Source organism: Patulibacter sp. SYSU D01012 (assembly GCF_017916475.1).
Classification (GTDB): domain Bacteria; phylum Actinomycetota; class Thermoleophilia; order Solirubrobacterales; family Solirubrobacteraceae; genus Patulibacter.
Map to the genome: position 1 here is coordinate 959125 of NZ_JAFMTB010000001.1, position 19445 is coordinate 978569.

The 19445-nt window shown below is 75.7% G+C and carries 16 protein-coding genes, 1 tRNA gene and 1 pseudogene; 5 read left to right on the forward strand and 13 right to left on the reverse strand.

Annotated features, from left to right (window positions below; all coding sequences use genetic code 11):
• Nucleotides 1-20: 20 nt before the first annotated feature.
• From J3P29_RS04265 to J3P29_RS04275, 3 genes are all read right to left on the reverse strand, one after another.
• Nucleotides 21-112 (reverse strand) — tRNA-Sec (locus tag J3P29_RS04265).
• A gap of 104 nt (nucleotides 113-216) precedes the next feature.
• Entirely contained in the window at nucleotides 217-1239 is a 1023-nt protein-coding gene (gene selD, locus J3P29_RS04270) for a selenide, water dikinase SelD (protein ID WP_210491793.1), read from the reverse strand.
• A 66-nt stretch (nucleotides 1240-1305) separates the two neighbouring features.
• Nucleotides 1306-1845: a DUF2294 domain-containing protein gene (locus J3P29_RS04275; protein ID WP_210491794.1), complete on the reverse strand. Its 540-nt coding sequence runs from the start codon at nucleotides 1843-1845 to the stop codon at nucleotides 1306-1308.
• Between the two features lie 319 nt (nucleotides 1846-2164).
• On the opposite strand from J3P29_RS04275, the gene J3P29_RS04280 reads away from it, so the two are divergent.
• Nucleotides 2165-2689: a Na-translocating system protein MpsC family protein gene (locus tag J3P29_RS04280; protein WP_282599910.1), complete on the forward strand. Its 525-nt coding sequence runs from the start codon at nucleotides 2165-2167 to the stop codon at nucleotides 2687-2689.
• A gap of 62 nt (nucleotides 2690-2751) precedes the next feature.
• Here J3P29_RS04280 and rpiA read toward each other — a convergent pair whose 3' ends face one another.
• The 6 genes and pseudogenes from rpiA to J3P29_RS04315 form a co-directional block, all read right to left on the reverse strand.
• The gene (gene rpiA / locus J3P29_RS04285; protein ID WP_210491796.1) at nucleotides 2752-3396 is read right to left on the reverse strand and encodes a ribose 5-phosphate isomerase A; all 645 of its coding nucleotides are present in this window, start codon (nucleotides 3394-3396) and stop codon (nucleotides 2752-2754) included.
• 61 nt (nucleotides 3397-3457) lie between these two features.
• Nucleotides 3458-5002, reverse strand: a complete 1545-nt coding sequence (locus tag J3P29_RS04290; RefSeq protein WP_210491797.1) for an LCP family protein — start codon at nucleotides 5000-5002, stop codon at nucleotides 3458-3460.
• An 85-nt stretch (nucleotides 5003-5087) separates the two neighbouring features.
• Nucleotides 5088-6311, reverse strand: coding sequence for an NrfD/PsrC family molybdoenzyme membrane anchor subunit (nrfD, locus tag J3P29_RS04295; RefSeq protein WP_210491798.1), 1224 nt, complete (start codon nucleotides 6309-6311; stop codon nucleotides 5088-5090).
• Nucleotides 6308-7183, reverse strand: a complete 876-nt coding sequence (locus J3P29_RS04300) for a 4Fe-4S dicluster domain-containing protein (RefSeq protein ID WP_349239805.1) — start codon at nucleotides 7181-7183, stop codon at nucleotides 6308-6310. Before J3P29_RS04300 ends, nrfD begins: the two co-directional genes overlap by 4 nt.
• Before the next feature lie 251 nt (nucleotides 7184-7434).
• Nucleotides 7435-10686: pseudogene (gene fdh, locus J3P29_RS04305) on the reverse strand (formate dehydrogenase); the annotation flags it as partial.
• A gap of 152 nt (nucleotides 10687-10838) precedes the next feature.
• Nucleotides 10839-11849, reverse strand: a complete 1011-nt coding sequence (locus J3P29_RS04315; protein WP_210491802.1) for an SDR family oxidoreductase — start codon at nucleotides 11847-11849, stop codon at nucleotides 10839-10841.
• 111 nt (nucleotides 11850-11960) lie between these two features.
• Here J3P29_RS04315 and J3P29_RS04320 point away from each other — a divergent pair, with 111 nt between their 5' ends.
• Nucleotides 11961-12794, forward strand: coding sequence for a metallophosphoesterase (locus J3P29_RS04320; RefSeq protein ID WP_210491803.1), 834 nt, complete (start codon nucleotides 11961-11963; stop codon nucleotides 12792-12794).
• Between the two features lie 31 nt (nucleotides 12795-12825).
• Here J3P29_RS04320 and cbiQ read toward each other — a convergent pair whose 3' ends face one another.
• The 3 genes from cbiQ to J3P29_RS04335 all read right to left on the reverse strand — a co-directional run bounded on the left by cbiQ (nucleotide 12826) and on the right by J3P29_RS04335 (nucleotide 15408).
• Nucleotides 12826-13602: a cobalt ECF transporter T component CbiQ gene (gene cbiQ, locus J3P29_RS04325; protein WP_210491804.1), complete on the reverse strand. Its 777-nt coding sequence runs from the start codon at nucleotides 13600-13602 to the stop codon at nucleotides 12826-12828.
• Nucleotides 13603-13714: 112 nt separating this feature from the next.
• Nucleotides 13715-15031, reverse strand: coding sequence for an MFS transporter (locus tag J3P29_RS04330; protein ID WP_210491805.1), 1317 nt, complete (start codon nucleotides 15029-15031; stop codon nucleotides 13715-13717).
• 104 nt (nucleotides 15032-15135) lie between these two features.
• Nucleotides 15136-15408: a hypothetical protein gene (locus J3P29_RS04335; protein ID WP_210491806.1), complete on the reverse strand. Its 273-nt coding sequence runs from the start codon at nucleotides 15406-15408 to the stop codon at nucleotides 15136-15138.
• 275 nt (nucleotides 15409-15683) lie between these two features.
• Here J3P29_RS04335 and J3P29_RS04340 point away from each other — a divergent pair, with 275 nt between their 5' ends.
• Both J3P29_RS04340 and J3P29_RS04345 read left to right on the forward strand, forming a co-directional pair.
• Nucleotides 15684-16292, forward strand: a complete 609-nt coding sequence (locus J3P29_RS04340; RefSeq protein WP_210491807.1) for a malonic semialdehyde reductase — start codon at nucleotides 15684-15686, stop codon at nucleotides 16290-16292.
• A gap of 434 nt (nucleotides 16293-16726) precedes the next feature.
• Nucleotides 16727-17488 (forward strand): SigB/SigF/SigG family RNA polymerase sigma factor, encoded by a 762-nt coding sequence (locus tag J3P29_RS04345; protein ID WP_210491808.1) that lies wholly within the window; start codon nucleotides 16727-16729, stop codon nucleotides 17486-17488.
• Between the two features lie 28 nt (nucleotides 17489-17516).
• Here the strand turns inward: J3P29_RS04345 and J3P29_RS04350 are convergent, their stop codons facing one another.
• Complete coding sequence (locus tag J3P29_RS04350; RefSeq protein ID WP_210491809.1) at nucleotides 17517-18086, reverse strand: TetR family transcriptional regulator; 570 nt, start codon at nucleotides 18084-18086, stop codon at nucleotides 17517-17519.
• Nucleotides 18087-18202: 116 nt separating this feature from the next.
• Between J3P29_RS04350 and J3P29_RS04355 the strand changes: the two genes are divergently transcribed.
• On the forward strand, nucleotides 18203-19378 hold the full coding sequence (locus tag J3P29_RS04355) for an acyl-CoA dehydrogenase family protein (RefSeq protein ID WP_210491810.1): 1176 nt from the start codon (nucleotides 18203-18205) through the stop codon (nucleotides 19376-19378).
• Nucleotides 19379-19445: the final 67 nt, after the last annotated feature.

Sequence of the window (19445 nt, forward strand, 5' to 3'; positions counted from 1 at the left end):
CCGACCGCGGCGGGCCGGGACGGAGCGGCGAAGGAGTCGAACCTTCCCAGCGCGGCACGCGCGCCGCCACCGGCTTTGAAGGCCGTTCGGGGCACCGGCCCCGGGCCGCTCCGAGCGGCGCGACGGGGCCGCGCCGGCACCGAGCGTAGCGGCAGGCCCCCGGCGGCCCGTCCTCGCCGCACGACCGCCTCCGGCGCGGGGCCGCCGTCCGGTCCGTCAGCGCACGGCGATCGTCCCGCTCTCGCCGGCGACGAGCCGGCCCACGACGACGCCGGGCACCCCGTCCGCGGCGTCCTCCGGCAGGGCGACGAGCAGCCCGCCCGACGTCGTCGCGTCCACGACCAGGCGGCGGCGCCACTCCTCCACGCCGTCGGCGTAGGTGGCGAACCGCGACGCCCACTCCGCGTTGCGGCGGCTGCCGCCGTTCACGCCGTCGTCGCCGCGCAGCAGCGCCTCGACGCCCTCGATCGCGGGCACCGCGGACGCGTGCACCTCGGCGGCCAGGCCGCTCTCGCGGGTCAGGTTGTGCAGGTGCCCCAGCAGGCCGAAGCCGGTCACGTCGGTCATCGCGTGCACCCCCGCCGCGACCGCCGCCTGCGCGGCCTCGGCGTTCAGCGTCGTCATCACGTCGACCGCGCGGGCGAGCGTGGCGTCGTCGCAGCGTCCGCGCTTGCGGGCCGCGACGATGGCCCCCACGCCCAGCGGCTTCGTCAGCACGACGACGTCGCCCGCGCGGCCGCCGGCGTTGCTGACGTAGCGCTCGGGGTGCACCGTGCCGGTGACGGCCATGCCGTACTTCGGCTCGGCGTCGTCGATCGAGTGGCCGCCGACGAGCGCGGCGCCCGCGGCGGTCACGACGTCCAGCCCGCCCTGCAGGATCCGGCCGAGGACCTCGGGCCCCAGCCGCTCGAGTGGGAAGGCGACGAGGTTGAGCGCGCTGACGGGCGTGCCGCCCATCGCGTAGACGTCGGAGAGCGCGTTCGCGGCGGCGATCCGGCCGAAGTCGTACGGGTCGTCGACGAGCGGCGTGAAGAAGTCCGTGGTCTGGACGAGCGCCAGGTCGTCCGTCAGCCGCACGACCGCGGCGTCGTCGCCCGTGGCGGTCCCGACGAGCACCCGCGGGTCGGTCGTGGGCGGCAGGTCCAGCACGATCGGCAGCAGCGCCGACGCGGGCAGCTTGCACCCGCAGCCCGCGCCGGCGGCGAGCGAGGTCAGCGGCGGCGCGGCGGGGGAGGACATGCGGCCACCATAGCCCCGGCCGGCGTCGATGCCGAGCGGGCGCCGCGGCCCGGGTGCGGGCGCGCGTCAGCGCTGGTACGCGTCGCCGCGGTCGTCGAGGCGCGAGCGCTCCGGCGGTGCGGCCAGCGCCGCGTCCGACGCCGAGCCGACGGTCCCGTCGCTCGGGCCGTTCGCCGGCGGGTCCGGGACGGGCGCGCCGGCCAGGCCGGCGGCGCTGGCGGGCACCCGGGAGTCGCGCTCGCGCTCGAGCACGAAGATCTCGATCACGATGTTGGGGTCGAAGAGGATCTGGCTCTGGTACGTCGCGACCCGCCGGCCCAGGCGACGCTGGACCATCGACACCAGCAGGCCCTCCATGTCGTTCTGCCACAGCTGGCGGAACGCGCGGACCTCGTCGTGGTGGCCGTTGGCGAGCATCGTCTCCTCCGCGACGGTCAGCCCGCCGCGCAGGACGATCGTCAGCAGGTCGTCCAGCAGGTAGCTCTTCGCCTCGACGGGACCGCGGCCCCAGTACTTCTTCTGGACCGCGACCATCTCGTTCGAGAGGCCGGCGAGGACCGCGCCCAAGGGGGCGTCGGCAGGGGGCGTGGCGTCGGATCCGGGCATGGAGGGGGAGTCGGTGGAGGCTGCGGGGCCGCCCGACGGCCACACCCTACCTTGGTGGCGGGTCCGGGGAACCGCGCTGGACGGGTGGGGGGCGTCGATCGCGGGGGGCGTTCCGGCGTCGCGGCGCAACGTCGCCGACGTCAGGGCGTCGCGCCCCCCTGCCGGTCCCGCGCGGCCGGCAGGCGACGGCGTTCGACGGCCCTCGGACGGACGGGCGGGGCGGGCGTCGCCCCTCCGTGCCGCGCGACGCGGCGGACGCGAGCGTACGCCCGCATGCCGTGCGTCTTTTGCAAGAATTGGGCGTGCGAGCCGCCGCCGGATGCCGCCTTCGGGTGGAAGCCGACGGGGAACGTGCGTACACCCCTGGCCCCTTGCTGTTCTCCTCGGCCGAGGTGACGCACCGTTCCCTGAGGAGGGCAAGGAGGTTCATGTGCCGGGCACGGCCGACACGGGTGGACGAAACCTGCATTCCGCGATCAACGACCTCGTCGTCCGCGTGATGCAGGAATACACGGGGCGAGGCGCGACGCGCGCCCGCACGGTGCTGTCTCCCGACACCGTCATGGTCCTGCTGGAGGACACCTTGACGAAGGGCGAGCAGACGCTCGTCGAGCACGGGCGGACCGAGGAGGTCCTGTCGATCCGCCGCACGTTCCAGCAGGCGATGAGCGCCGAGCTCACCGCCGAGGTCGAGCGGCTGACGGGCCGCGAGGTCATCGCGTTCCTGAGCGCCAACCACGTCGAGCCCGACTACTCCGCCGAGATCTTCGTGCTCGGCAGCCGGCGGGCGGCCGGGACGGCCGACCCGGGCGTGCACGGCGACAGCACGCCGGCCGACGCCTGAGGGCGCGGCGGCGGCCCGGCGGGCGGCGCCCCCGGCCGGGGGCGCCGCGGCGCCCCCGACGCTCAGCGGTGCCGGTGCTCGACGGCGTCGCCGTCCGCGATCAGCAGCTCGCGGACGAGCTCGGGGGCGAACAGCCCGTGGTCGACGACGCCCGGGGTGGCGTCCAGGCGCGCGGCGAGCGCGCGGGGGTCGGTCAGGTCGGCCGGCAGGTCGGCCAGGACGCCGCCGTCCGCGGTCGGCGGCGCGTCCCGCAGCACCGCGCCCGGCAGGTGCGCGAGCGTGGCCGCCAGCCCGAACGGCTGCAGCTCGAGCGGCACGGCGCGCGTCAGCCGCGGCACGAGCTTCGACGCGCCGACGACGCACAGGAAGCGGTCGGCCGCCGCGATCAGGATGCGCTCGCGGGTGTGGGCGCCGCCGCCGCCCTTGATCGCCCAGCCGTCCGGAGCCACCTCGTCCGCGCCGTCGATCGCCAGCGCGTAGCGGTCGTGGTCCGCGGCGTCGACCACCGTCAGCCCCGCCCCCTGCGCGGCGGCCTCGGTGGCCGGCGACGCGACGGCGAAGCGGGCCCGAGACCCGCGCTCGCCCAGCGCCGCGGCCACGCGCGCGACCGTCGACCCGGATCCGAGCGCCACGAGCGTCCCGTCCTCGACGAGCGCCGCGGCGGCCCGCGCCACGACGACCTTCTCGTGCTCGTCGCGCGCGGCCATGCCGGGGACGATAGGGGAGGGCGCGACGCGCCCCGTGGGACCGGCGGCGCCGGCGGGCGGGTCAGCCCTCGTACCGCACGAGCGACCGCGCGATCGCGCGCATCTCGTCGTTCGTCAGGCTGTTCTTCAGCGTGTTGTTGATCCAGTACGTGCCGCTCGGCGTCTGCCAGATCAGGCGGCGGATGCGGCGGCCGTCGTACTCGATCCTGTACGTCCGCCCGGCCAGGCGCGTCTCGTCCTTGGCCAGCGCGAGCACCGGCGGGTTCTTCCACGTCGTGCCCTGGACGCCGTAGTACTGGCCCGCGCCGTCCTGGCCGCCCGCCAGGTACACGACCAGGCGGTAGGCCTGCCAGGGGTAGGTCTCGCCGTTGCGGGACTGGATGTCGTACGCCCGGGAGTCGTCGTCCTCGTAGCGCGCCTCGTGCTCCATGAGCTTCGGCAGGTAGACCGGCGCCTTCGTGAAGCCGCGCGCGATCCTGTCGCGGACCACCTGCTTCGCCGCGGCCGCCCCGTCGGTCAGGGTGGCGGGCGTCTTCGCGGTCGCGCGGCGCTTGCGCTTCGTCTTCTTCTTGGACGCCGAGGACGGGGAGGGCTTCGTGCGCGCGGCCTCGCGCTTCTTCGCGCTCGGCGGCGCGTCGGGGTGCAGGAACTGCTTCGCGGCGGCAGCGAGCGCCTGCGGGGTGGCCTGCAGCGCGCCCTCCGAGGTGTCGGTCACGTCGAGCGACACCCGCTGCGTGGGGTGGCCGACGACGCCGAGCGCCAGCTTCGCCACGCCGAGCAGGCCGCGCGAGGACCGGATGTCGGTCTTCACGTGGTCGGTGATGGTGTCGACGAGCTCGTCCTGGTTCTGGATGAGCGACGACGTCGCCATCTGCGCGCGCGCCTCGGTCAGGTAGTGCTGCTGGCGCGCCTCGCGGACGATGTCGTTGTCCAGGTGGCGGAAACGCACGTACGCGAGCGAGTCCTCGCCGCACAGCCGCTGGTAGCCGGCCGGCACGTCGATCGCGGCGTACGGCTCGCTGCCGCCGCCGGCTGGCGGGTTGTTGTCGTTGAAGTACTTGCGGTCGACGTCGGCGTAGAAGCAGCCGAAGTCGTTGACCGCCTGCGAGAAGGCGGTGAAGCGGATCGAGACGACGTGGTGGATGTCGAACGGCTCGCCCGGCGTGGAGAGGATCCGCTTGAGCGTGTCGATCAGGCCGTCGGTGCCGTTGCCGAAGGCGCTGTTCAGGCGGACGGGCTGGCCGTCCTTGCCCGTGATGATCAGGTCGCGCGGCAGCGACAGCATCGTCGTGGCCTTCGCGTCCGGGTCCAGGCGCACCAGGATCATCGTGTCTGAGCGCGACCCGCCGGCCTCGCCCTTGCGGCGGTCGTCGCCGACGAGCAGCAGCGTCTGCGGCTTGCCGGGCGTGACGTCGGACAGCGCCTCCGCCGTCTTCTCGTCCACCCCGCCGCCCTTGCGCACGATCTTGTCCGTGACGTCCTGCGCCTCGCCCTGGATGGCCGTGGCGACGGTGGCGCCGGTCGCGCCGAGGACGAGGACGCCGGCCAGCAGGAAGCGCAGGGCGAAGCCCAGGCCGGGGCGAGGGGTGCGGGGCGGGGTGCTCATGGGGACCGCGAGGGGACCGCGGCCGGGCGCGGCCGCGGCCCCCGACTGTAGCGGAGGGCCCGCGGCGCGACGCCGGGCGCCGGGGTCAGTAGGCGACGGCGTCGGGCGACGCCGCGGCGCGGGCGTCGGCGCGCTCGCGCTGCGGTCCGACGGTCTGCACGGGGTCCTCGGCGGACACGCGTCCGGCCTTGAAGATCGCCCAGCGCTCCAGGGCGGACCCCGCCATGAGCGCCGCGCCGCCCGCGACCGCGGCGGTGCGGGAGCGGCGTCCGGCGGTGGCCAGGACGGTCGCGCCGCCGAGCGCGCAGGCCTTCGCGGCCAGGTTGAGCGGCCGCACCGTGGGGTGGTGGTACGACGCCGCGATCCGCGGGTCGAGCCGGCGCTCCATGTAGGCGGACGCGGCGGCCTCGAGCACGCCGCCCGCCACGCCCATCGCGCGGCCGGCGCGCGCGCCCGCGACCGGGGTCAGGGCCGTGGCCGCGCCCCCCGCGGACGCGAGCGACGAGCCGGCGAAGACGAACGGCATCGTCCGGCGCGCCTCGCTCCACACGGGCACCGCGGTCGTCGTCAGCAGGACGGCGGTGTAGGTCGCCACGAACGGCCCGGACAGCGTCGCCGCGGCCTGGGACGGCACGCCGAGCAGCGCGGGCGGGAAGCCGACGATCTGCCACAGCGCCGCCACGCCGGTCGAGCCGCCCAGGATCGACAGGCCCCAGGTGCCGACGCTCATCGGCGACGTGATCTTGAAGACCCGCAGCATGTTGAGGAACCGCGCGGGCCGGCCCAGGTCCATGATCAGCAGGACGGGGGAGACCGCGGTCGCGACGACGGAGACGGCCGACGCGCTCTGCGCCAGGCGGACCTCGCCGCCCAGGCGCGCGACGCCGGCGAGGACCGCGGACGCCCCGCCGAGGCCGCCCGTGAAGAAGTACCAGGGCACCTCCCACGTCCACACCGGGGTCTTGACGACCTGCTGGCCGTAGTAGGTGCGCGGCTCGGCGTCCGGCACCATCTGCCGCTCGCCGCGGGCCCCGCCGCCCCCGCCGCGCCGCCGCCGGCCGCGCGTGCGGTCGCGGGCCGGCTGCTGCGGCCGGATCTCGCGGTGGGCGGCCGCCACCGCGGCCGCCGCGCCCTCGCCGGCCCGTGCGCCGGTGCCGGGGGCGTCGCCGGTCATGGGCGCGGCGCCGGCGCCGGCCAGCGGCGTGCCGCCGGTGCGGGTGCCGCCCGTCGCGCGCAGCTCGGCGCCGGACGGGCGGTCCGCCGGGTCGTCGGGGCCGTCCGCGTCGTCGCGGGGCGGCACGGTGCTCATCGCCGCAGCCCCCACGCGACCGCGCCGGCGACGACGCCGGCCATCGTCACCATCGCCGCGCCGGCGGCGCGCCAGGACTCCGGCAGGTGGTGGCGGGCGTCGACCGGGTCGGGCGGGAAGCCGTAGACCTCGGGCTCGTCGAGCAGCAGGAAGAACGCCCCGGCGCCGCCGATGCCGTCGGCCTCCTCGTTCAGGTACAGCCGGGCGTCGTGGAGGCCGCGCTCGTGGAGCGCGTCGACCCGCTGCTCGGCCCGCACCCGCAGGTCGTCCAGGTCGCCGTACTGGATGGACTGCGTCGGGCACGCCTTCGCGCACGCGGGCGTCTCGTCCGCGCCGATGCGGTCGTAGCAGAGGGTGCACTTCCAGGCGCGTCCGTCCTCCTCGCGGCGGTCGATCACGCCGAAGGGGCAGGCGGGCACGCAGTAGCCGCAGCCGTTGCAGACGTCGGACTGCACGACGACGGTGTCGAACTCGGTGCGGAAGAGGGCGCCGGTCGGGCAGACGTCGACGCAGGCCGCGTGCGTGCAGTGCTTGCAGACGTCGGAGGACATGAGCCAGCGCATGCCGTCCGCGGCGTCCCGCAGCGGCACGTCGGGGGAGAGCTGGGCGCGGCCGACGAGACCCATCTCGTCCGCGTCGACCCGCTGCTCGACGAACGCGACGTGGCGCCAGGTGTTCGCGCCGAGCGCCGTCGTGTTGTCGAGCGACCGGCCCGTGAACTCCTGGCCGTCCGCGGGGACGTGGTTCCACTCCTTGCAGGCGATCTCGCACGCCTTGCAGCCGATGCACAGCGAGGTGTCGGTGAAGAACCCCTTCCGCGGCTGCGCGTCCGCGCCGTAGCTGTCGGACCCGCGGGCGACGGTGTGGGTGATCTGCAGCGGGGTGGTGCTCACGCGCTCTCCTCCGGCGTGGTCCAGTCCGGCTCGTCGCCGCGGCCGAGGGGCGGGTGCTCCGTCGTCCCGGCCTCGCGCGGCGGGCCGTGCGGGTCGGTGCCCGCGAGCGGGCGGTGCAGGTCGGCGGGCGCGATCGGCCGCTGGTCGGCGCCGTGGTGCTCGGGCGTGCGGCCGGGCTCGACGGCGTAGACGTCGCGGCCGTCCGGTGTGACGGTGGGGTCGGGCCCGTTCGCGCGGTCGCGGTAGCCCTGGACGAACGGCTCCAGGTCGGCGCCGCGCGGGCGCCGGCCGGGGACGATGTCGCAGGTCGACGCCTTGAACTCGCTGATGTGGGTGTTGCGGTCCATGACGATCGGCAGCAGGTCGTTCGCGGCGTCGCCGACCGCCAGGCCGTTCGGGCCCCAGTGGTACGGCAGGCCGATGGTGTGGACGGTGCGCCCGCCGATCACGTGCGGCCGCACGCGGTCGGTGACCATCACGCGCGCCTCGATCGCCGTGCGCTCCGAGACGAGCGTCGCCCACTCGCCGTGCCGCAGCCCGCGCAGCGCGGCCAGCTCGGGGGAGACCTCGGCGTACGGGTCGGGCGCCAGCTCGGCCAGGTGGGGGAGGAAGCGCGACATGCCGCCGGCCGTGTGGTGCTCGGCGATCCGGTAGGTCATGACCTGGAACGGGAAGACCGCGTGCCCGTCCGCGGACGGCTCGGGGTTGGAGCGGTTGTCGTCGCGCTCCTCGATCTGGCGGGTCGGGCTGGCCTGCGACCGCGGGTGGACGAGGTTGCGCGTCGTCGACTCGTGCGGCTCGTAGTGGCTCGGCATCGGCCCGTCGATCAGCCCGGCCGGGGCGTACAGCCAGCCCTTGCCGTCGGCCTGCATCACGAACGGGTCGTCGCCGCGCAGCGCCCACTCCGCCGTCGCGCCCTCCTCGGGCACGTAGTCGGGGCGCATGTCGGCGGTGAAGTCGGGGATGTCCAGCCCGGTCCAGCGCTCCTGCTCCTCGTCCCACCAGACGAGCTTCTTGCGCTCGCTCCACGGCCGGCCGTCGGGGTCGGCGGACGCGCGGTTGTAGAGCACGCGGCGGTTGAGCGGCCACGCCCAGCCCCACTCGGGGGCGGGGGACGACGCGTCGCCCGTCGTGTTCGGCGTGCGCCGCGCGGTCTGGTTGACCTCGTCGGCGAACGACCCGGAGTACAGCCAGCAGCCCGACGCGGTCGACCCGTCGTCCCGCAGCTCGCGGTAGCCGCCCACGGCCCGGCCGTCGGTGACGGTGTAGCCGGAGATCTCCTTCAGCACCGCCTCGCCGTCCGGGTCCTCCGTCGGGCCCGTCGTGGGGTAGTCCCACGTCAGCTCGAGCAGCGGGCGGTCGCGCTCGTCCGTCGACGCGGCCAGCTTCTCGCGGATGCGCTTGCCCAGGTGGTAGGCGAAGTGCAGCTCGGAGCGGCAGTCGTCCGGCGGCTCGATCGCCTGGTGGCGCCACTGCAGCAGCCGGTGCGTGTTCGTGAAGGTCCCGGCCTTCTCCGCGTGCGTGGCGGCGGGCAGGAAGAAGACCTCCGTCCCGATCTCCTCCGTCCGCAGCTCGCCCGTCTCGATCTCGGGCCCGTCCTTCCAGAACGTGGCCGACTCGATCAGCTGCAGGTCGCGGACGACGAGCCACTTCAGGTTGGCCATGCCCAGCCGGTGCAGCTTGGCGTTCGCCGAGCCGACGGTCGGGTTCTCGCCCATCACGAAGAAGCCCTCGACCTCGCCCTCGTGCATCCCCATCACCGTGGGGTAGATCGAGTGGTCGCCCGTGATCCGCGGCAGGTAGTCGAAGCAGAAGTCGTTCTCGGCGGTGGCGTGCTCGCCCCACCAGGCCTTCAGCATCGAGACCAGGTAGTTGCGCGCGTGGCCCCAGTAGCCGGCCTCGGGCTCGTTCTGCTCGATGTAGTGGTCCAGACCCTGCTCGGGCGACGCGTCCGGCATCGGCAGGTAGCCGGGCAGCAGGTTGTAGAGCGTCGGGATGTCGGTCGAGCCCTGGATGGACGCGTGACCGCGCAGCGCCATGATCCCGCCGCCCGGACGCCCCATGTTGCCCAGCAGCAGCTGCAGGATCGACGCCGCCCGGATGTACTGCGTGCCCGTGGTGTGGTGCGTCCAGCCGACGGAGTAGACGAAGGCCGTGGTGCGCTCGCGGCCGGAGTTGGCGCAGATCGCGTCGGCCAGGCGACCGAACTGGTCCTGCGGGATGCCGCAGACCTGCTCGACCATCTCGGGCGTGTAGCGGGCGAAGTGCCGCTTGAGAACCTGGAAGACGCAGCGCGGGTGCTGCAGCTTCGGGTCCTTCGGCATGTCGGACGGGTTGCCGACCGGCGCGCCGTGGGCGCCGTGCGACTGCTCGCCCGTCGGGGTCTGGGAGTCCTTGTCGCTGTCCGCGTCGTCGACGGCGTCCATGCGCATCGGCGTGCCCGACGGCGCGCGCATCGGCATGCCCTCGTAGCTCCACGACCGCTGGTCGTAGGAGCCCGTCTCCGGGTCCCAGCCCGAGAACAGGCCGCCGAGGTCGTCCGCGTCGGCGAAGTCCTCCGAGACCAGCGTCGAGGCGTTCGTGTAGTGCTCGACGTACTCGCGGAACTCGAGGCCGTTGCTCAGGACGTGGTTGATCAGGGCGCCGAGGAAGACGACGTCCGTCCCGACGCGGATGCCCAGGTGCTCGTCCGCCACGGCGCTCGTCCGCGTGAAGCGCGGGTCGACGTGGAAGACCTTGGCCCCGCGCTCCTTCGCCTCCATCACCCACTGGAACCCGACGGGATGGCACTCGGCCATGTTCGAGCCCTCGATGACGATGCAGTCGCTGTTCGCGAGGTCCTGCAGGTACTGGGTGGCGCCTCCGCGCCCGAACGAGGTCCCCAGACCGGGGACCGTGGAGGAGTGTCATATCCGGGCCTGGTTCTCGATCGACACCGCGCCGGCGGCCGAGAAGAGCTTCTTGAGGAGGTAGTTCTCCTCGTTGTCCAGCGTGGCGCCGCCGAGGTGCGCGAAGCCGAGCGTGCGGCGCAGCAGCGCGTTGTCGGAGTGGCGGCGGTCCTGCCAGGTGCGCCGGCGGGTGTCGATGACGCGGTCGGCGATCATGTCGACCGCGGTGTCCAGGTCGAGGTCCTGCCACTCCGTCGCGTGCGGCGGGCGGTAGCGGACCTTCGTCTCGCGCGTCGGCGAGTTGATGAGCGACGGGGTCGACGAGCCGCGCGGGCAGAGGCGGCCGCGGCTGACGGGGGAGTCCGGATCGCCCTCGACGTGGACGACCTTCTCGTCCTTCACGTACAGCTTCTGCGCGCAGCCGACGGCGCAGTACGGGCAGACGGAGTCGACGACGCGGTCCACGTCGCGGTTGCGCGGCGTGATGGCTCGGGAGCGGCGGGACTGCGCCGCGCTGCCGAGGCCGCGCGGGTCCTCCTTCAGCTGCCGCAGCAGCGGCGGGAGCCGCCGTCGGTTGGGGCGCCGTTCCGGCATCTGGGCCCATTCATACCCGACGCGTCGGTGTACGAAACCCAGGCGGGGAGCGGGATCGCGCCACGTCGGGCCTTCGGGTCGCCGAAGACGCGGGGTCCGAGCGCGCCTGGCGTGCTGGATCCCCGCCGGCCCCGCATCCGGCCCCGGGCGCCTCACCCCGCGCGCCGGGCGCGCGCCACCGCCAGCGCCGCGGCGGCGGCCGCCCCCGCGCCGAGCAGGCCGCGGCCGTGGCGCAGCACGCGCGCCTCGGGCAGGCGACGGCGCGCCTCGCGGCCGAACGGCCCGTGCGCGCCGTGGTCCTCGTGCTCGTCGAGCGGCGCGTGCAGGTTGTCGCGCGCGCCCGGCGGCGTGCGGCGCTGCAGCGTCCGCCAGATCACGGCCGTCGCGGCGGGGCCGACGACGGGCAGGTCCAGGCGGCCGAGGGCCAGGGCCACGGGCGTCGTCACGTCCACCGCCACGGCCGGCGGCCCGGGGTGGTCGAGGACGTCGCGCACCGCGCGCGCCACGGCCTCGGGCTGCGCCACGGGCGGGAACGGCCGGCCGCCGCCGCGGGTCCGCGTGCGCGCCCAGCCGAAGTGGGTGGTGTTCATGCCGGGCGGGTGGACGAGGGTGACGCGGACGGCGCTGCCGCGCAGGCGCAGCTCGGCCCGCAGCGCGTCGAGGAACCCGCGCAGCGCGTGCTTGGCGCCGGAGTAGGCCGCGAGCGGCGGGGCGCCCCGCGCGCCGAGGGCGGAGCCGATCTGCACGACGTGCCCGCGGTCCCGCGCGACCATCCGGCGGACGACGGGCACGATGCCGTTGAGCGCCCCCAGGTACGTCACCTCGGTCACCCGTCGGCGCTCGTCGGCGGTCAGCTCCAGCGTCGGCGCCTGCACGGAGACCATGGCGCAGCTCACCCACGCGTCGATGGGCCCCAGCTCGTCCTCGATCCGCGCGACCGCCGCGTCCATCGCGTCCGCGTCCGCCACGTCGACGGGCACCACGAGCGGCGTGCCGCCCGCCGCGCGCACGTCGGCCGCGGCGCCCTCCAGCCCGGCGCGTCCGCGGGCGATCAGGCCCAGTCGGTGCCCGTCGGCCGCGAGGACGCGGACGAGGGCACGGCCGAGCCCGGCGGACGCGCCGGTCACGACGATCGTGCGGGGCGGGCCGGGCGCGCGGGTCACGTCCTCGCCCGTGCCCGCGGCGGCCGTGCGGCAACCCGACCGGGCCCGGCGGGCGGCCCGGCGACGGGGCGGCGACCTCGCGGCCGCGCGCGGCGGCTAGCGTGGCGGTTGATGCGCACGCCAAACCGCACGATCCTCCAGCTCTCCGACCCGCACCTGGAGCGCGCGGAGAGCGACGCGGACGCGCGGCTGGCCCGGGCCCTGGGCGCCGTCCGGGCGTCCGGCGTGCGCCCCGACGCGCTCCTGCTCTCGGGCGACCTGGCCGACGACGGCAGCGACGAGGCCTACGCCCGCCTGCGCGCGCTCGTCGCGCCGGTCGCCGCCGAGCTCGGCTGCCCCGTCGTCGCGCTGCCGGGCAACCACGACCTGACGGACCCCTTCCGCGCGGCGCTCCTGGACGGCGGGCCGGTCGACCGCGTCGAGTGGCTCGGCGGGCTGCGGGTGGTCGTCCTCGACACGAACGTCCCGGGCGCCGCCCACGGCGTTCTGCGCGACGAGCAGCTCGCGTGGCTGGCGGAGCAGCTCGCCGCGCCGGCGCCCGACGGCACGCTGCTGGCGCTGCACCACCCGCCGATCCCCACGCCGCACCCGCTCATGATCCGGCTGGCGCTCCGGCGGCCCGAGCGGCTGGCCGACGTCGTCCGCGGCACGGACGTGCGCCAGATCGTCTGCGGCCACGCGCACGCTGCGGCGGCCGGCACCCTCGCCGGGATCCCGGTGTGGTCCGCGCCGGCGCTCACGGTGACGATGGACCCCGTCTCGCCCGCCGGCCGCCTGCGCGCCTGGGCCGACCTGGGCGGCATCACCCGCCTGGACCTGTTCGGCCAGGACTGGATCGCCACGCACGTGCCCGTGAGCGCGGGCGCGACGGTGCTCTACGACGATCCGCTCGCCGAGCGGACGGCGTGGCTCGACGCGGCCGAGGCGCAGGAGGGCGGCGACTGACCGGCGGGACGCCGCGAAGCGCCGTCCGTCCTCAGCCGCCGAGCAGCCGGGCGCCGGCCACCGTCGCCGCCGCGAGCAGCGGCACGCTCAGCGCGCCCGCCCACTCCGCGGCCGTGGCCCGGCTGGTCAGCAGGTTGGCGGGCAGGCCGCCGTCCCAGCCGCGCGAGACCATGGCCAGCTGCACCCGCTCGCCGCGCTCGAAGCAGCGGACGAGCAGCGTGCCGGCCGAGCGGATCACCGCGCGGGCCTGCCAGAGGAAGCGCGGGTCGTCGCCGCGGGCGACGCGGGCGGTCTGCATGCGGCCCAGCTCGGCCAGGACCACCTCGACGTAGCGGATGGTGAACCCGGCGATCGCGGTGAGGACGCGGGGGGCGTGCAGGCGCTCGGCGCCCGCCAGGATCGCCGCCGGCGGGGTGCAGGCCGCCACGACCGCGGTCGCCAGCAGGACGAGCGAGGCCTTCGCGACGATGGTCCACGCCATCCACAGGCCCTCGACCGCCAGGGGCACGCCGAGCACGTGGACGCGGTCGCCCGTCGCCACGAACGGCAGGACGATCACGAAGAGCACGAACGGGATCTCGACGACCAGGCGCTTGGCCAGGTCGAGCGGCGGCATCTGCGCCACCGTCGCGGCGGCCAGCACGAGCAGCAGGTGCAGGCCGTAGGGCCAGAAGGTGTGCGTCGGCGTCAGCGCCACGGCGACGGCGAACAGCGCGAGCGCCAGGACCTTGCACTGCGGGGCCAGGCGGTGCGCCGGCGTGTCGAGGCCGAGGAGCTCCTCGTTGCCCCCGTGGGCGGCGCCGCTCATGGGCGGATCCCGGTCGCGCGCATGGCCTGACGGTACCGGCGGGCGGCCCGCCGCGGCGGCGGGCCGCGCTCGCGCGCGGGGTGGACGGGCGTCCCCGCGGCGGCGGGCGGGCCTACGCCGACGCGTGGGGGCGGAACTCCGCCGCCCGCCGCAGCGGCGGCGTCACGCGCAGCCGCAGCGACACGAGCAGGGCCAGGCCCAGCAGCGCGGCGCCGAGGAGCACCACGCCGGTCCACCGCCCGGCCGTCCACGCGGTGCCGCCGAGCGGGCCGGCGACGGACGAGCCCGCGTAGTACGCGAGCAGGTACAGCGCCGACGCCTGCGCCGGCGCCTCGACCGCGCGGCGCCCCACCCAGCTGGATGCGACGGAGTGCGCGGCGAAGAACCCGGCGGTCAGCGTGGCGACGCCCAGGATCACGACCGGCAGCGGATGCAGCAGCGTCAGCGCCAGGCCGACGGCCGCCAGCAGCACCCCCACCGGCAGCATGGTCCGCCGCCCGATGCGGTCCGCGAGCCGGCCCGACACCGCGGACGCCACGGACCCGACGGGGTAGACCAGGAAGACGGCCGCGATCGCGGTCTGTCCCAGCCCGTAGGGGGCGGCCTCCAGCCGGAACCCCAGCGCGTTGAACACCGCGACGAACGTGCCCATGAGCAGCGCCGCCATCGCGTCGAGGCGCAGCTGGCCGCGGTCCTCGAGGTGGCCCCGCAGCGACGTCAGCGTCTCGCGCGCCCGGAACGGGCGGGCGTGGAAGTAGCGCGATCCGGGGACGAGCCGCAGGAAGACGGCGGTGCAGAGCAGGCTGAGGACGCCGACGCCGAGCAGCGACACGCGCCAGCCGCCGACGTCGGCGAGCGCGCCGCCGACCAGGCGCCCGCCCATGCCGCCGAGCGCGTTGCCGCCGATGTACAGGCCGATCGAGCTGCCGAGCGAGGTGGGGTGGACCTCCTCCGTCAGGTAGGCCATCGCGACGGCGGGCAGCCCCGCCAGGGCCAGGCCCTGCAGCGCGCGCACGACGAGCAGGGTGGCGAAGGACGGCGCGGCCGCGGCGACGAGGGCGAGCACGCCGGAGAGCAGGAGCGACCAGGACATGACCCGCATCCGGCCGACCGCGTCCGACAGCCAGCCGGCGGGCAGCAGCCCCAGGGCGAGCGCCCCCGTCGTGACCGACAGCGTCAGGCTCGACGCCGCGGGGCTGACGTGGAGGTCGCGCGTGAGCAGCGGCAGCAGCGGCTGCGTCGTGTAGAGCAGGGCGAAGGTCGCCAGGCCCGCGGCGAACATCGCGACGGACAGGCGGCGATACCCCTCCGAGCCGCGAAGCAGCCGCCCGTCGTCGTCGGCGGCAGCGTCGGGCGCGTCCGGCGGGGGCGGCGCGCCGGCCTCGGCCGTCCCGGTCGCTGGGTCCCCGCCGTCCGTCGTCGTCGCCATCCGTTTCAACGTACAACCGTCGCGGCGCGCGCTCTGTGCGGCGGGCGACGGTGTCGGTGGCGCCCGGCCGGCGAGGCGCCGCACGGGGCCGCCGGCCGGGCGCGCTACTCGCCGCGTCGGCAGTACCCCAGGATCTGCGCGAGCGCGGCGGGGTCGGGCAGCTGGGCCACGCTCGTCAGCACGGCGTCGGCGTCCTCCAGACCCAGGCCGCGTTCGAGCACCAGACGCGCCGCGAGCTTCGACGCCGCGCGGTCGTAGCGGGGGTCGTCGCGCTCCGCGAGCAGCGCGGTGATCTGCGCGGCGGCGCTCAGCGGGACGTCGCCCATCAGCCGCGCGGCCTCGAGCGCCCGATCCGGGTTGCGGGCGCGGAGGGCCATCATCAGATGGTCGTGACCGGGGTGGGGAGTGCGGTTGCCGGCCGGCCTCATGCGAACGCATGTTCGCATGCACGGCGGCGGCTCCGAGGGATCGCGCCGGCGCGATCTGCGCAATTTGCGGACGCTTCGCGGCCGCCTCGACCGACGTTCGATGCGGCCGGCGCGCCACGCCGGCGAGCGTTCCGCTCGCTAAGCGGACCGCGGTCCGATACGCTCCGGGCCGTGGGTCGAGCGCCCCTGGCGCGCCGGCCGCCATCGATCCCCAGGAGCAGCACATGAGCACGACCGACACCGACGTCTACGCCCTCGCGCCCGAGGCGCGGGCGCTCCTCTTCACCGAGGCCCGCACGGCCAACGCGTTCGCGGACGAGCCCGTCACCGACGAGCAGCTGCGCGCGATCGTCGACCTGGCGAAGTGGCCGCCCACGGCGGCCAACACGAACCCGCTGCGGATCCTCTTCGTCCGCACCCCGGAGGGCCGCGCGCGCCTGCTGCCCCACCTCGCCGAGGGCAATCGGGCCAAGACGGCTTCGGCGCCCGTCACCGCGGTCCTGGCGTTCGACAGCGAGTTCTACGAGCACATGCCGCGGCTGTTCCCCCCGCGCGCGTCCATGCGCGAGGCCCTCGCCGCCAGCCCGACGAGCGACGACATGGCCCGCTACAACGCGGCGCTCCAGACGGCGTACTTCCTGCTCGCGGTCCGGGCGGTCGGCCTGGCGGCCGGCCCGATGGCCGGGTTCGACGCCGCGGGCGTCGACGAGGAGTTCTTCGCCGGCACGTCGTGGCGCTCCCACCTGGTGGTGAACGTCGGCCGTCCCGGCGCCGACGCGTGGCTCGACCGCCTGCCGCGCTTCGACTACGAGGACATCGTCCGCGAGGTCTGAGCCCGCGCGCCGCCCGCGCCGCGGCGGCTCGGCCCGCGGGCGGCGCAGGGGTGCGGTGCGCCGGCCCGCGCGGTGCGCGGAGGCGCAGGGTTCGCGGTGTGCGCGTGCCTGGGGCGCAGCCGAGACAGTACGTCTCGGAAGCTCTACGCCACAGCGGCCTCGGGCCGGACTGCGTGTCTGGATGGCCCCTATCGTCCCATTTGAGGACGAAAGCAAGACATTTCGAGACGTAGGTGATACGCTGCCTCGGCGCGTCGCACTCCTGTTGTGCGGACGCCCGGGTCTGCCCTCGCTCGTCGGGGGCGGGACGGGGCGGCCGCCGGCGATCCCGGAGCGCGGCGGGCCTGCTGCAGGTGGCCGCGCCCGGACGACGTCGAACACGTCGCGCAGGTGCCCACCGGACGATCCAGCACCACCCGTTCGGGAGGACCTCAGTGCCCACCGATGCCGTTCTTCGGGACGCGCGCGACCGCGCGCTCCTCCGCCGCTACCACCGCCACGGCGACCGCGCCGCCCGCGACCAGATGGTCGTCCGCGCGATGCCGCTCGTGCGCTCCCTCGCTCGCCGCTACGCCGAGCGCGGCGAGGCCCTCGAGGACCTCGTGCAGGTCGGCGCGCTCGGCCTGGTCAAGGCGATCGACCGCTTCGATCCCGACGCCGGGACGCGCTTCGTCTCGTTCGCCGCGCCGACCATCACCGGCGAGATTCGCCGGCACTTCCGCGACCACACGTGGGCGGTCCACGTGCCGCGGGCCGTGAAGGAGCTCGACGCCAAGGTCCAGCACGCCCGGGTCCGCCTGGAGGAGACCACGGGCCGCGAGCCCGCAGCCGCCGAGATCGCCGCCCACCTGGGCACGACGGCGGACGAGGTGCGCGGCGGGATGCTCGGCGGCCGCGCCTACCGGTCGCACTCGCTGCACCACCCGCTCGGCGAGGCGGGCGAGGTCATCGACGTCCACGGCGAGCTCGACCAGGGCTACGTGCAGGTCGAGCGCCGCGCGCTGGTGGAGGACGCGATGCGCGGCCTCGACCCCCGGGCCCGGCACGTCGTCCGGGCGCGCTACGAGGAGGGGCGCCTGCAGCGCGAGATCGCCGCCGACGTCGGCGTGTCGCAGATGCAGGTCTCGCGCATCCTCAGCCAGGCGCTCGCCACGATGCGCGACGGGCTTGGCGACGACGCGTCGCTCGCCTCCTGACGGGCGGCCGGGCCGCCCGCCCGGGCGCTCAGCTGCGCACGCCGCGCAGCACGAGGGCCGCCAGCTCCTCGTACGCCTCGGCGTCGCGCAGGCCGGTGGCGCGCTGCACGTCCCCGGACTGGATCCGCGTCATCGTCGACGCCACCGTGTCGGCGACGAAGGCCGCGTGCACCGCCCGGAACGCCCCGGACGAGACGCCCTCGTCGATCAGCTCGCGCACGCGCCGCGCGGCGATCCGCGTGTTGCGCGCGTACGCCTGGCGGGCCGCCGGGTGGGCCGCGATGTCCTCGATGAACGCCGCCGACGCCGGCCGCAGCGCGTCCGCCACCGCGGTCAGGTACGCCTGGATCCGCGCGGCGGGCTCGTCCTCGAGCGCGGTGCGGCGCTCCACCTCGGCCGTAGCGGTGCGGAAGAAGTGGACGACGGCGTTGCCGACGAGCTGCTCCTTGCTCTCGCCCAGCGCGTAGAGCGTCGACTTCGAGCAGTGCAGCCGCACCGTCAGGTCGCCCAGCGTGAACTGGCGGAAGCCCTCGGCGACGAACAGCGCCACGAGCCCGTCGAGGAGCTCCTGCTGGCGGTCGTTCAGCGTCAGCGGCACGGGTACAGCCTACGACAGGCCCCGGCCGCGTCGGCGTACAACGGCTCGGTGGCGGCGGGTCGCGAGCGGGACGCGATGGGTGGATACCGCAGTACGTCCCGTGGTACTGTCGCGGGGTGACCGCCGAGCGCCTGCTGCCGACGCCCGAGAGCGAGGAGATCGTGGCCCTCGCCCGCGAGGTGGCCCAGACCGACCTGGCCCCCCGCGCCGCGGCGGCCGAGGCCGCCGGCGCCTTCCCCCGCGACGTCTTCCGGCAGCTCGGCGAGCTCGGGCTGCTCGGCATGCCGTACCCGGACGACCTGGGCGGCGGCGGGCTGGACTACGAGGTCTACCTGCAGGTGCTCGAGGAGCTGGCCGGCGCGTGGGCCAGCGTCGCCGTCGGCGTCAGCGTCCACGTCATGTCGTGCTACCCGCTCGCGACGTTCGGGACGGACGAGCAGCGCGCCCGCTGGCTGCCGGACATGGTCGGCGGCCGGCTGCTCGGCGCGTACTGCCTGTCGGAGGCGCACGCCGGGTCCGACCCCGCCGCGATGCGCGCCCGCGCACGGCGCACGGACGGCGGCTACGTCCTGTCGGGCAGCAAGGCATGGGTGACCCACGGCGGCGAGGCCGACTTCTACACGGTCTTCGCGCGCACGTCCGACCACCGGACGTCCGGCATCTCGTGCTTCCTCGTGCCGGCCGACGCCCGCGGCCTGTCCGCCGGCCGGCCCGAGCACAAGATGGGGCTGACCGGCTCGACGACCGCCACGATCGACCTGGACGACGTGTTCGTGCCGGAGGAGCGCCGCATCGGCGCCGAGGGCCAGGGGCTGCAGATCGCCCTGTCGGCGCTCGACTCCGGTCGCCTGGGCATCGCCGCCACCGCGGTCGGTCTGGGCCAGGCCGCGCTCGACCACGCCGCGCGGTACGCCGGCGAGCGCGAGACGTTCGGCCAGCCGATCATCGAGCACCAGGGCCTCGGCTTCCTGCTGGCCGACATGGACGCGGCCGTCGAGTCGGCCCGCGCCACGGTGCTGGACGCCGCCCGTCGCCGCGACCGTGGCCGCCCGTTCGGTCGCCAGGCGTCGATCGCCAAGCTCGTGGCCACCGACGCTGCGATGCGCGTCACGACCGACGCCGTGCAGGTGCTCGGCGGGGCGGGCTACACGACGGACTTCCCGGTCGAGCGGATGATGCGCGAGGCGAAGATCATGCAGATCTTCGAGGGCACCAACCAGATCCAGCGGATGGTCATCGCCCGCCACCTGGCCAAGGCCACCGCGCCGACCCGCCACCTGCGGGCCGCCTGACCGACGACCCCGGCGCGCCGCGCCCGCGGAGCGGATCCGTCCGCCGCCGCGTGCGGGGCCGCGCCGC